The sequence below is a fragment of the Alkalibacter rhizosphaerae genome, assembly GCF_017352215.1.
Classification (GTDB): domain Bacteria; phylum Bacillota; class Clostridia; order Eubacteriales; family Alkalibacteraceae; genus Alkalibacter; species Alkalibacter rhizosphaerae.
The window spans coordinates 1516271-1529634 of sequence record NZ_CP071444.1 but is presented as its reverse complement, the minus strand read 5'-3'; the positions used below and the strand labels follow the sequence as shown (position 1 = coordinate 1529634).

Sequence of the window (13364 nt, the reverse complement as noted above, 5' to 3'; positions counted from 1 at the left end):
AAAAATCAACACTTTAGTAAGTTTTGATTTTATCATAACATATTCAATGCAAATTTTACACTATTTTAAATTGTTTGGATAGGAATAGCTACTAACGATGGTGCGCACATAATTGAACTCGTTGTGAAATAATACAAATCGTGGGTTAATACACTTAATTACCCGCACTGAACCAACGAATGCGTGTTGTTACTGACACTTGATCTGACTCAGCCCTATTCATTGGACTGGCCGCTCTGAAGTAAAGTTGACTGTTGAAATTATTTCCTTGATTCTATCCATTAAAAGCACTATAATTGCTTTAGGTGGTGCAAATATGATAAAAACAACAGCAATGCTGCTGCAAGAACTGAAAGAGTACGTAAATCCAACCGCAAAAATTCGGCGACTCGTCACCAACGGTGAATTGGTACCGATCATCCGCGGGTTGTATGAAACAGATGCAAAAATTCCTGGACATTATTTGGCGCCAATCATTTATGGACCCTCCTATTTGTCCTTTGAGTTTGCATTGGCATACCACTCTCTTATTCCCGAAGCGGTGTACAATTACACTTCTGCGACCTTTGAAAAAAAGAAGACAAAAAGGTATACGACACCCTATGGCACCTTTACCTATCGCGATGTTCCAAGCAAAGCCTATCCTCTTGGCGTCGTACTTCATATTGAAAACGGATATGGATTTCAGATCGCATCCCCTGAAAAAGCGATTTGCGATCAGCTCTACAAAATATCGCCGCTAAAGAACAGAAGTGAGTTATTGCAATACGTGTTTCAAGATCTCCGAGTGGACGAGGAGGACTTTTTCCATCTCAATATTCAGGATATGATCGAAATTGCTTCTTATTATAATACGCAAAATCACAAACTACTGCAGACGTATCTCAAAAGGAGGGTGAAACATGGATCAAATTATTGAGCAAATGTTACAACAACATAGCATCCTAACTTCAACCGACAAAAAAAAACAGCATCAAGGAAGTCATGCAAGAAATTGTTCTTTGCGGATTAAGTAGAGGAGGATTTTTTCAAAACACTGCATTTTACAGTGGCACCGCACTTCGCATCTTTCATGGTCTTGACAGATTTTCAGAAGATCTGGACTTTTCGCTGAAAAAACCAGATCCTTCGTTTGACTTGCTTGATTACATACCATCACTGGAAAAAGAAATTCGCTCTTATGGCGTAAATTTCAAAATCGAGACAAAGGAAAAAACCGCTGACTCCAATATCAAGTCTGCATTTCTAAAGGGCAATACGAAAGAGCATCTCATGATGTTTTTCCCAAATGAACCCCTCGCAAATACTGTTGGTTCCGGAGAGCTGATCAAGATCAAATTTGAAGTGGATATCAACCCGCCAGATTATGCAACCTATGAAACCAAATATAGACTCATCCCTATACCATATGAAGTCACGTTGTACGATATGCCATCTCTTTTTGCCGGCAAGTTACACGCTGTGATTTGTAGATCATGGAAAAACCGAGTTAAAGGTAGAGATCTTTATGATTATATATTTTATCTTTCCAAAGGAACTTCTGTTAATCTCAAACATCTTGTTGCCCGACTTGCTCAATCAGGCTACATTCCTTCAGAAAAAGAAATCACCCTCGAAGACATCAAAGAAATGCTTCGCAACCGATTTCGGTCGATCGATTATGCACAAGCCAAGCAAGATGTTGAACCGTTCATAAAAAATCCAAAAGTGCTGGATATTTGGAGTGCAGACTTTTTTTGCGGAATTACGGATAGCCTTCAAAAGAAATAAGCGAGCTTTTACCTGTTTATCACAGGCAGAAGCTCGCTTTTTTCTTTTCTTATTTCCTTCTATTCTTTTTACTACACCCGTTCCACGTTGATTCCCGTGTCATGGCCGTTGATGTTTTGCACATCCAGTGCGTTCTCCGTAAATACCACTTCCACTGCCAGGGTTTCTCCCTTGATGAATTCTTCAAAGGCTTTTACGGCTTGTGCCACATCCTGGTCCGCTTGCAGGGTCAGGCGAATGTGGTCCATCACGTCGAAACCCTCCGAAAAAATCAAACTGGAATCTTCAACAACCTCGGCAACCACAGAGTGATGCTCGGCAAATAAGTAATCAACAGCAAAGCAAAAATCATTATAGCGATCCATGGAATGATTGCCTTGGCCAAAGCATCAAATTTTACACCCGTGACTTGACACGCCATGAACAAATTAGCACCTAATGGAGGTGTTATAAAGCCAATTGCAAGATTCACAATCATAATAACACCAAAGTGGATTGGATTAACGCCTAAGGATACCACTACCGGCAATAAAATTGGAGTCAGGATTATGATGGCTGCGTTTGTTTCCATAAACGTTCCAACAACCAACAGCAAAATATTGATAGCCATCAAGATCAAGATCTTACTACTGGTAATACTAAGGATTGCTTCCGCTATCATAACTGGCACTTGACTAATCGTTAGAATTCTTCCAAATCCTGTGGATATTCCAATAATGATCAATACCGCTGCACACAAATATATAGAATTAAATCCTATTGCTGGCAAATCTTTAATTTTCACTTCTTTGTAAATGAATATACTAATAATGATCCCATAAACACAACCCACAGCCGCTGCTTCAGTTGGAGTGAAGATCCCACCGTAGATTCCACCAAGAATAATCACTGGAACCAGCAAGGCGGGAATGGCATCAATAATAATTTTCACGATCTCCTTAAAGGTGTACCTGCGATCGTCGCCTTCATACCCATGTTTTTTCGAATATATATATGTGTAGAAAATCAAAACACCGCCAATGAGCAACCCGGGAATTACACCTGATATGAACAAACCTGTAACAGAGACACCAGCAGCTACAGAATATATAACCATAGGCACACTTGGAGGAATAACAACTCCCACCGTTCCAGAGGTTGCTATCAATGCGCTCGAAAACGTCTTATCATAGTTTTTTCGAACCATCTCCGGAATCATTAGCATCCCGATTGCGGCAACAGTTGCGGAACCCGTTCCAGATATTGCTGCAAAAATCAAACAAGTCACTATGGCAACGATTCCCAGTCCGCCATTGAATCGTCCAAAGAAGATATTCGTTACATTTAAAAGTCTTCTAGAAATTCCGCCTCTTCCCATAATGTCTCCTGCAAAAGTAAATAACGGCACCGCCATCAGAGGAAAAGAATTCAAACCCTGAATCATCGTTTGCGTAAAGGAGTTTATTGTAATCGCGTCAGTTGTAAAGATAGTTATAACCGATGCCAAACCAAGGGAAATAGCAATAGGAACGGACAAAAGCAAGAGTACTAAAAAACTTCCAAACAATACGGCTGCAGTCATTATTTCACCTCCCCAGTTTCAGATTTCGGCGCTTTTTCTTGATCGCTTTCGCCCAACTTACGAACAGTACCAAATACGATCTCGTTATTATAAAGAACTCCGCCTTCGTTGGCAAATACTTCAATTGGTTCTTTTATACGTTTTATTTTCCAGATTAGGTTTTGAGTTACCCGAAGCAACATCATTACAAAACCCAATATGCCTGCACCATATATAATGTTCAATGAGATTTTTATTGTTACAAGCATGTCTTGATTTATTGAAGCTGATTTCGTGACTTTAAACGCTGCCAGGAGTGCAACCGCCATAAAAAAGCCAAAAGCCAAATCCACAAAAATCATGACGATTTTCCGCAGGGTATCGTTCAATTTATCGGTCAAATAAGTAATATTTATATGCCGCTGATTTCTAGTTGCGTAAGAAAAACTAAAATACATCAACCAAACGAACATTATTTTTGCCAATTCTTCCCCCCAAGAAAATCCCATTTTGAAGAAAAATCTTAGTATAACTTGCAATGTAACCAAGCCCATCATCGAAAAAAATATGATTGTCATGAATATCGGTTCAAAATTCACATCCAGCCATGATACAATCTTTTTCATTTTTGCCCTCTCCTAATCTTAAGTGTTGTGCCGTGCTTTCGCATGGCACAACACGAAAACCATTTATTTCCTCAAAATTATTTCATCTATACTATCTTTGATTCTCTACTTCTTCCATGACCATGTCATAAATGTCTTGTCCACAACTTGCGATGATGTCGTTTTTAACTGCATTATTCATTAACTCACCAAGCTGTTTTTTTGCATCCAACGTTACTTCATTAATTTCTACACCTTTCGCCGGCAATTCTTCCAATAAATTCTGCTCTGCCTGTGCCATGGAATCTCGATTGAATTCAATAGTTTCTTTCACAGCATTTTCAATAATTGCACGATGTTCGTCAGAAAGGCTGTCCATAAAATCACCATTTGCATACCAAAGGAAGTTGGTGTAGATGTGTTCAGTCAAAGACAGGTATTTGTTTGCTTCATAAAACTTGTTGCTATTATATGTTTCAATTGCGCTTTCCTGCCCGTCGATCAAACTTTGTTGCAGGGAAGTAAAGAGTTCATTAAAACTCACACTAGACAAGATCGCTCCAGTAGATTCCCAAGCTTTGATTTGCACAGGATTGTATCCTCGAATTTTCAATCCCGCCAAGTCTTCAACTGTCTCAACCGGTCTTTTGCTATTGGAAAAGTTTCTGAAACCAATTTCCATGTATCCCAAACCAGTCAAACCGCTCTTTTCAAGGGGTTTCATCAACTCCACGCCTACTTCGCTATCCAGTACTCTGTGCGCATGCGCATGATCGTCAAACAAATAAAAACTGTCCCATACGGCAAACTCTGGTATGGATTGAGTAAATACAGTAGTAGCTCCGGCGCTCATTTGGATGTCACCCAATCGTGTTTGCTCCAAAGTATCTTGAGTAGATCCCATTTGCCCGCCTGGAAAGATCGTCACTTCAATTTGACCGTCTGATTCTGACTCTACAATTTCTTTGAATTTTTCAAAGGAGACATGGGTCGGCGATTGTACACTGTTATCGTGGGCCAATCGAATGACTACCGGTTCCGTGCTTTCTCCTTCATTTTCTCCCTCATTACTTCCTCCGCATCCAGAAACAACCAGGGCAACAATTAACAATAAACCAATGAGTTTTGCAAACTTTTTCATTTTTTCCTCCTTATTTTTTAACCTTTTCGGTTATAATAACAATTCATTTAATCCATAATACACTCATGAACAATCTGTTTTGACACTGTTGCGATCATTCCTTGATCTGAGCTTATGGGAATATAACGAACTCCCAACTCCATTAATTCTTTCGCTTCTTGCACGTTACCTGCGACAGTTCCTACAACTTTTCCTGCCTCTATCACCTTTTGAATGATCTTCTTTTTTAGCTCAACCAGGTTTGGGTGTGTTCCATTTCCCATTACATCCGATCCCATAGACTGAGAAAGATCCATTGGTCCGATGAAAATGACATCCAAGTCTTCTAAATCAAGAATTTTATCCAAGTTGTCAACCGATTCTAAAGTTTCACAATGCAATACAGTCAAGATTTCTTGATTGACGCGTTTTAAATAATCATCTTTATCGTAAAATCCATAACCTGCAGCACGATGGGATAAGGCAAATCCTCGATTTCCCTGAGGTATATACTTTGTGGAACGAATTGCCCTCAACGCTTCTTCATAGGTATCAATATTTGGAACATGCACTCCCAATGCACCACAGTCTAGTGCTTGCAGTATTTCAGACGCGTTATTTTCTTTAACTCTCACAATAGGTACAATCTCTGTAATATCAGATGCTCGAACCAAATTTGTAATGGATTCTTTGTTCATTGCAACATGTTCATTGTCAATTACGAAGAAATCCAAACCAGCAAGTCCCATGATTTCAATGGCGCTCGGATCTGCCAGTTTTGAAAAAGAACCGATCACGGTTTTTCCATCCAATAACCGCTGCTTGACATTGTTTTTTCTTAACAGCACACAATCACCCTTTCTTTTCATACAAGAATCCACTCACTTTCAACTTCAATTTATACAGCTTAGAGGTTGCTGTAATAAATATGGTTTTATTATCCGGCCCACCCCAACAAAAATTGGCTGCTTGTTCATTTATATGGATGATCCCTAAATAATTTGCTTCGGAATCAAAAACATGAATGCCTCCTTGTGCACAACAGTAAACGTTTCCAAATTCGTCCATTTTCATTCCGTCCGGTAAACCTGGCCCTTCCCCTTTTGTCACTGCCCAAACACTGTCTTCAACTACTTTTCTTTCATCGTTTAAAGTCAGTTTTCTAATATGGCTTTTTATGGAGTCATTAACGTATAGGACATTCTTTTGCATTCCAGAACACAATCCGTTTGGAGCTTCAAAATCTTTAGCCAGCAAATCTAATTGATTCCTTTTTTCATCAAAGCAAAAGACACCTTGAAAATCTAATTCTTGTTCTCTTTCTAGGCCTACTTTAGAAGGATTGCGTCCAAATTTGGGGTCTGTAAAGTAAATAGTTCCATTCTCATCCACGATGACATCATTTGGGCTGTTCAACTCTTTTCCTTTGTAGTGAGACGCCAAAACGGTGTATTCCTGCGTTGTCTCATTAAATTTCGCCACTCTGCTTGACGTGTGTTCGCACACAATCAATGCTCCAGAGTGATCGTAGGTGTTCCCATTAGCTTTGTTTGTATGATCTCGAATCTGTTCAACTCCATCTATATCAGACCAACGATATGTTTTACTTGTTGGAATATCGTTGAAAACCAGATAACCAAGTTTTCTATTCCACGTGGGTCCTTCAACAAACTCAAAACAATCGGCAATTTCAACAAGTTTTTCATTCATATCGATCAGAGTATGAAATGCTTCATCAAATACTGTAATTTTCAACATGTCATCCCCCTTGAAAAATTCGAATTTTAGAAACAACTACTCTCGTCATGGCACTTATTGTTGCTTGCTGTACTTCTGTCAAGGAATGCTTTTGTGCCAATCCATCCATCCATGAATTAGTAAAAGTTTCTCTTAGTTCTGTGTTTACATTAATTTTTGTTACTCCATGTTGAATGACACTTTTTAATAAATTTTCACTTAAACCCGATGCTCCGTGCAATACCAACGGTATCTCTGATCGCTCTGCTATTCTTTTCAATCGTTCCAAATCCAGTTTTGGTTCTCTGTCGTATTTTCCATGCACATTACCAATACAGACGGCTAAAGCATGGGCCCCGGTTTTCTTTGTATATTCTTCGACCTGCTCCGGATCTGTCATCAATTGGGTTAGTTTATTTTTCATTTCACCTTCTTCGTCTCCGGAAATCCTACCTAGTTCCGCTTCGATTTCAACCGAAGCTGCTCGATATAAACCGGATATGTGAGAAACAAATGAAATATTTTCATTATATTTCAGTTCAGATCCATCCGCCATGACCGAAGTTATTCCTCGTTCGACAGCATTTTTGATTACATTTTTGTCTTTGCAATGATCCAAATGGACTGCAATTGTTTGCTTTGATTTTCTCGCTGCTTCAAGTGCTATTTCCAGCAGAAAATAATCAGTCGTTAGCAGCGATGCTGTCTGAACTTGTATGATCGCCGGACACTTGCAGGTTTCCGTTGCTTTTTCTACTGCCAGGATCCCTTCCATGTTATACACATTGAATGCCCCTATGGCTATTTTTTTCTCTTTTGCAAAATGCAAAAGTTCACTTAAAGATGCTAACATTTGGTTTTGTCCCTTCTATCAAGACTACTTGCTAATGATTTCATAGGCATCACACAAAGAACTTTTTTCTCCAACGTTTCCTGGGAAAACAACAAAACTTAAATCGGGAAATTTACTATCTTTTTCCGTCAGCCAAACCGGTACACCAGGAATGATCTGCCCTTGTACCATGGCCCGTTGGATATTCAGCCCCCTTGTTGCCATATCACTGGAAGTAATACCTCCTTTTGAGATGACATATCTTGGTGCAACTTGTATCCTTCTTGCGATACCTATCAACCCCTCCGATATGGACACGCTGATTTTTAAATTTTCTTCAAGATTATCAAATGCAACAACAGATCTGCTCGTAAATACTACGACATCTTTCTTGTCCTGCAAATATGCATCAATTTGCTTGGCGTAATCATCGATGGTTTGTTCCCTGCTTTTTTCGTCAAGCAATGCTACAACATTTACTTCGATGGAAGCCAATTCACTGTTTTCCAATAAATAATTCAACTGCATCGTCGTTTTTGGAACGTGGGAGCCAATAAATATAATTCCCGCTTTTGATTGATCGTTAACCTTAAGATCTTCGCCTGAAATCAACGTGTTTTCGAATATCCCCAGTCTCGCTTTCACAAAAGATGCCGCGGATCGAATCATATAGCGTTTTCCTTCCGCTTCGCATCTGGCAACAGCCAATGCAACGATAATCGCATCGCTAAATTCCGTTGAATTGATAACACAGTATTGATTGTTTTTTAAAGATTTTAACTTGCTTGCTACTGCATCAGCACCGCCGATTCGAATATCTTCCAGTGAGATGGACTGGATCTCTTCAATTCTTGTTACCCCACCTGTTTTTTCTGCGATGTAATCTTTTAAGTTGGAACACTTAAAACCAAAGGTTGTATCCTTTGCAAACGCTGTTTCTGAGACTGGAGTCCATTTCCCTTCTTCCTCTACATAGTGAATGTCTTCTGACGTGTATCGTTTCCCTTCCTCGAAAAAAGGGTAGAACAAAATTCCGTCAAATCTGTGGAGACCATCAGTCCACAAATCTTCTAATTCGTGAGGAAAATGTCCCCGCAACGTGGAATCACCCCGACTGATCAAGACGTAATCTTTGCTGGTCATTCGAGAAACGTCGTCTAGATATTCTACAATTTCTCTATTGATTCGCTTCGCTTCATTTTCCGAAAATGCTCGTGTATTCGTCAAGATAAAGAAAGCTTTTCGATCATTTCTAAATTCTTCGATCAGCAAATCCTTATCCCAAGTAGTCAAAACCGGAACATCTTTTACAGTTTGAGTTCCAGTAGGGTCATCATCCAAGATGACGACCTTTCTGGGATCTCTTGCCAAATGAAGTTCAAGCTTTTCACGAACATTGCGGCACTTATGTACATTGCTCTCATTCAAAGATTTCATGTGTTTTCAACTCTCTTTTACACTATGCTTTGAATAGCGTAGTTTTAAATTCTTTGGCTGCTTCATACATTGCTTTAATATTTTCTTCATTTATATCATGACCGATGTTATGACATGCAGCGCATATATATCCTCCATTGGATCCCAATTCCAACATTCGCTTTCGAACTTCCTCCTTTATGCTTTCAGGTGTGCCATTTGGCAACACCTTTTGAACATCGATGGCACCATGGAAGCAAATTCGATCACCATACTTTTCTTTTAAAGCAACCGTATCGTGCAAACCTTCTGTAGATGTTTGTACAGGATTCAAAATGTCTACTCCTGATTCAATCAGATCATCGAGAATCGGCAAAATGGATCCGTCTGTATGGAACATGATTTTAACATGAGGAGCAATTCCTTTAATGTGATCGATCAACTCTTTATTGCGCGGTTGGATCCACTCTCTAAATGCATTCGGAGAGATCAACATCGAAGTTTGCGTCCCATAGTCATCTGTCAAATAAACGATTTGAACGTATTCTTTCACATCTTTTAGATAGTTGGTCCACATTTTTTTTGTTATATCCAAAATTTTATCCAGTAGCGCTTCGACAAATTCAGGTTCTTCCGAAAGGTCCATCATAAACTGTTCATAACCTCGCATTTGCAATGCCGTCATTAATAACCCATTTTTTAGCCCATCCGCTCCAATGATGTAATCCGTATTTTTATATAGATCTTCAGCATACGTATTCATTCCGTCGAAAAGTCTAGGATCATTGGGATCCGGCCAATTGTAACTCTCTAACTTATCAAAGTCTTCCTCTTCCCATTTGGACATGGGGGAGTACTCTGGCGCCCAATAATCTTCAACTGCCTTAAATCCTACGCCCCACATATCCTCATATATGGTATCGCTGACATCTGTCATCAATGCATTAATATTGGGATGAAGCCACCTGAAGTCGATATCCCATTCTTTTAACAAATCTTCATTGAGTACGACCGTTTGCGCCATCCGGTCTAGAATTTGATTCTCTTTTTCAAATTCAATTTCAGGCATGATCTTTTTAAGACGATCGTATCCAAATTTATGGATGGATCCGATGTGTTTTCCTAAATCGACCAATACATAGCCCGTTTCTTCGTGATTCATGTTTTTTTCAAATATTTCTCGTCTTTTCACGATTCTCCTCCTTAAAACTTTACAGGTGTTATATCCAACATTTCACAAACCAATTCCAGTTCTTCTGTCCAAATCCCTGCTACTCCGGAAATGTGATTGGATCCAAATTCTCCAATAAATCGTTCAAAGTCAATACTCAGCTTGACAAAAGCCGTAGGCAATACATGCTCTCCCCGAGCTTTTTTATAATTCTCGTAGATTTCATCATTGGGTTTTACAACCTGACCAGGTATAATTGCCATGTGATATTTTCCTGATTTTCTATACAATCTAGCTAATGTGATTTCTCCGGGAGCGACCGGCATAAAGGGAATGGCACCACCTGCAGGTCTGTTTGCCGGCCGCAACTCAATTTCTTTCAAGTTATCTTCTGCACTATCTTTTCTGGTTGCATACCATGAACAGATCGCCCCACAATTGGGTATGTAAAACATGCTGTTCTCTTTATCAATGGCACTCACATCGCCAAACATTGGAGGATTCCCTCCTGAAACATGTTTGAGAATTTCCATGCTCAATGCGCCGTCTGCATCCGCTTCACATGCCATACTAACTGGATTTTTTGGACCTTCCGCATCGAAGGGGGATGGTAAAAATGCCGCCGACAAGCATTGAGGTACATAATGATTGGATAGATCCGGCATACATTTGATAGCTACAAAATCTAAACCTCTTTCTTCTATGATGTCTTTGGTCGCCAAATAACACCTTATTTGAAAGTCCAGTTTTTCGGAAGTAAGTTTTTCGTTGTACTTGACACTTTTTACGTTTCCTAAAAGCCACTCTCGCATTTTTACTGTTCGATTTTCATCGATCAGCTCACTTTGTCGAATGATCTCCAATTGGTCGATATGATCCGCATCAATGCCGAATTGTGATCTCCATTGCATGGAATCAAAAGAACCTGTATCGATCCCAAGAGATCGTCCACCGAAGAATCCCATGACACCACCTTTTAATCGGCTTACCGCACTTGCTGATCGAACATAAGGTAATATTTGTTTATCCATATCGTTGTCATCTTCATCCGAAAACTCGCTGCAAACTCTTAAATGAGGATAACCGATCTGGTTCAACGCTCCTCCCGAGCCAAAGAATCCAACCAACGAGGCAGTGCCCGGATGGTCATTGCCTAAAAGAATCGTTGGCAAGTTCATTGTTTGCACTGCACGCACAACCATGCTGGGCCAAGCCCAAGTAGAAACGTGTGCAATAAAAACTTCCGGATTTTTCTTTTTCATTTCTTCTATTTGCAGATCGATTTCTGCATTGCTTCTTGGTAATTCCTCATTATAGATCACATCGATAGATCTTGACTTCAGATACTCAACTGCCTGTTTATGTCTAGGTATTGCATAGTTTTTAATAAAGCTATTCCATTCATGTTCTCTTGGGTCTCCAAAAGTCATAACTGCCACTTTGGATTGCATCATAAACTCAAACCTCTTTCTTTTTATATTTCTCCAACAACTCAAAGTCTTCATCTGTTACGGTCTTGTATCCAGGCGTAGGAAATGCTTGGAAGCTTCTACCCCCATCAATATAAATGGACTGTCCAAATATAAAGTTTGAATCTTCATTGGCTAAAAAAACCGCTAATCTTCCGCACTCTGTAGGCGATCCGATTCTGCCTTCCGGTGTTCGTGATATTACAGTATTGTATAGTTGAGGATCCGAGCCTACATTTCTCATTAAATCCGTTTCGATCGGCCCTGGAGCAATAGCATTCACTTTTATATTGTAAGGTTGAAGCGCACATGCCTGTACCTTGGTCAATTGTTGCACGCCCCCTTTTGAAGTCGTGTATACCATCTGACTATCCAATGCCAAATATGCATTTACAGAGGATACATTAATGATCACTCCACCATGACCTTGCTTTACCATCTGCTTGGCAGCAATCTGGCCGCCGAAAAATACGCCTCTCAAATTTACATTCATTATGTGTTCATATTGTTCTGGTGTAATATCCAAATAATGCGTCTTTTGTGAATCATTCGTCCCTGCATTCGCTACGTATATGTCAAGCTGACCGAATGTATTGATCGTTTCTTCTACGATGTTGTTCAGATCTTTCATGGAAGATACATCGCAATGAACAAATTTGACATCACCAATTTTTCTTAATTCTTCCTCTGCGTGTTGACCAGTAACCATGTTTTGAGCGCCTATAACTACTTTTGCTCCCTCTTTCAGGTACTCTTCAGCGATTCCATAACCAATTCCCCTAGTTCCGCCTGTAATAATTGCTACCTTATCTTTAAGTTTCATTTTTGATCACCTCAATATATTTTGTAAAGGCCGCTTGGTGCAGCCTTTACAAAACCTTCTTATTTAACAGGCGGTTGTACTCCTGCCGGGAATCTTTCAATGACATCCTCGATCACCTGGCTCATCAGATCAACTGCCGTTTCCACTAACTTATCGCCTTTTTCCTTGGTTGCTTTTGACGGGAATCCAATAACGCCACTCTTCAATTCCTTGTACTCCGGTCGTGCAAATGTTCCTTCAAAGTGATACATCTGTCCCGGTTTGGGTGTCATTCCCGGTTTGATTTGGAAGTCTGGATTGATCAAGCTTTCGCCACCGTCATCCACCGCCTTGCTCATATCGATGTATTGCGGATACAGTGACAAAGCCATAGAGGTTTCCGCTTCATCAGCATGTGTCATCGGTGTTTCAAGAATGTTCTGGCTATCTCTTAAAAAGTCATACCAGTGACAGGTCAATACAAAGTGCCCCTCCAAACCAAGCTTGTTCATAGCCACCAAAGTAGCTGCAACCTGCCCATGTGCCGATAGAATAAAAAACTTTTTATAACCGGCAACTGCTGCTCCCTTTACAATATCGCACAACAGATTGATGTGGGTCTCGTAGCTGATTGGAATGGTACCAGGCATATACCAGTGATGGTACGGATGAGAACCATATTGCAGCAACGGAAGCAACATGGCTCCTGTGCGCTCTGCTACTTTTTCCGCCAATCCTTTTGCATTGTACGCGTCGCTTCCGCAAGGACAATGTGGTCCATGTTGCTCAATTGCGCCAATAGGTAAAATCGCAACATCGCAATTTTTTACATCCTCTAAAATTTCATCCTTTGATAATTCGTCCCACCATAAATGCTTTCTTTTCAACATAATCAAATCTCC

At 39.9% G+C, this 13364-nt stretch carries 14 protein-coding genes; 2 read left to right on the top strand and 12 right to left on the bottom strand.

The window, feature by feature from the left end; genetic code table 11:
* The first annotated feature begins 316 nt into the window (after positions 1-316).
* Positions 317-919 carry a type IV toxin-antitoxin system AbiEi family antitoxin domain-containing protein gene (locus J0B03_RS07660; RefSeq protein WP_207299048.1) on the top strand — a complete coding sequence of 201 codons (603 nt, stop codon included), beginning with the start codon at positions 317-319 and terminating at the stop codon, positions 917-919.
* Positions 920-984: 65 nt separating this feature from the next.
* Positions 985-1770 carry a nucleotidyl transferase AbiEii/AbiGii toxin family protein gene (locus J0B03_RS07655; protein WP_246798098.1) on the top strand — a complete coding sequence of 262 codons (786 nt, stop codon included), beginning with the start codon at positions 985-987 and terminating at the stop codon, positions 1768-1770.
* Between the two features lie 71 nt (positions 1771-1841).
* On the opposite strand, the gene J0B03_RS07650 is transcribed toward J0B03_RS07655, so the two are convergent.
* The 12 genes from J0B03_RS07650 to J0B03_RS07595 all read right to left on the bottom strand — a co-directional run bounded on the left by J0B03_RS07650 (position 1842) and on the right by J0B03_RS07595 (position 13352).
* Positions 1842-2021, bottom strand: a complete 180-nt coding sequence (locus J0B03_RS07650; protein WP_207299047.1) for a DUF5915 domain-containing protein — start codon at positions 2019-2021, stop codon at positions 1842-1844.
* A 20-nt stretch (positions 2022-2041) separates the two neighbouring features.
* Positions 2042-3331: a TRAP transporter large permease gene (locus J0B03_RS07645; RefSeq protein WP_207299046.1), complete on the bottom strand. Its 1290-nt coding sequence runs from the start codon at positions 3329-3331 to the stop codon at positions 2042-2044.
* Positions 3331-3936, bottom strand: coding sequence for a TRAP transporter small permease (locus J0B03_RS07640; protein ID WP_207299045.1), 606 nt, complete (start codon positions 3934-3936; stop codon positions 3331-3333). Before J0B03_RS07640 ends, J0B03_RS07645 begins: the two co-directional genes overlap by 1 nt.
* A gap of 91 nt (positions 3937-4027) precedes the next feature.
* A complete protein-coding gene (locus J0B03_RS07635) occupies positions 4028-5056 on the bottom strand; it encodes a TRAP transporter substrate-binding protein (RefSeq protein WP_207299044.1) in 1029 nt (342 codons plus the stop codon).
* 47 nt (positions 5057-5103) lie between these two features.
* Positions 5104-5904 carry an HpcH/HpaI aldolase family protein gene (locus J0B03_RS07630; protein ID WP_246798097.1) on the bottom strand — a complete coding sequence of 267 codons (801 nt, stop codon included), beginning with the start codon at positions 5902-5904 and terminating at the stop codon, positions 5104-5106.
* Positions 5888-6793 (bottom strand): SMP-30/gluconolactonase/LRE family protein, encoded by a 906-nt coding sequence (locus J0B03_RS07625; RefSeq protein ID WP_207299043.1) that lies wholly within the window; start codon positions 6791-6793, stop codon positions 5888-5890. Before J0B03_RS07625 ends, J0B03_RS07630 begins: the two co-directional genes overlap by 17 nt.
* A gap of 1 nt (position 6794) precedes the next feature.
* Positions 6795-7625 (bottom strand): class II fructose-bisphosphate aldolase, encoded by an 831-nt coding sequence (locus tag J0B03_RS07620; protein WP_207299042.1) that lies wholly within the window; start codon positions 7623-7625, stop codon positions 6795-6797.
* A 24-nt stretch (positions 7626-7649) separates the two neighbouring features.
* Positions 7650-9041: a four-carbon acid sugar kinase family protein gene (locus J0B03_RS07615; RefSeq protein WP_207299041.1), complete on the bottom strand. Its 1392-nt coding sequence runs from the start codon at positions 9039-9041 to the stop codon at positions 7650-7652.
* 22 nt (positions 9042-9063) lie between these two features.
* A complete protein-coding gene (locus J0B03_RS07610) occupies positions 9064-10212 on the bottom strand; it encodes a uroporphyrinogen decarboxylase family protein (protein WP_207299040.1) in 1149 nt (382 codons plus the stop codon).
* A gap of 11 nt (positions 10213-10223) precedes the next feature.
* Positions 10224-11645, bottom strand: a complete 1422-nt coding sequence (locus J0B03_RS07605; protein WP_207299039.1) for an L-fucose/L-arabinose isomerase family protein — start codon at positions 11643-11645, stop codon at positions 10224-10226.
* A 4-nt stretch (positions 11646-11649) separates the two neighbouring features.
* A complete protein-coding gene (locus J0B03_RS07600) occupies positions 11650-12483 on the bottom strand; it encodes an SDR family NAD(P)-dependent oxidoreductase (protein ID WP_207299038.1) in 834 nt (277 codons plus the stop codon).
* Between the two features lie 59 nt (positions 12484-12542).
* Positions 12543-13352, bottom strand: coding sequence for a creatininase family protein (locus J0B03_RS07595; RefSeq protein ID WP_207299037.1), 810 nt, complete (start codon positions 13350-13352; stop codon positions 12543-12545).
* Between the last annotated feature and the right edge of the window lie 12 nt (positions 13353-13364).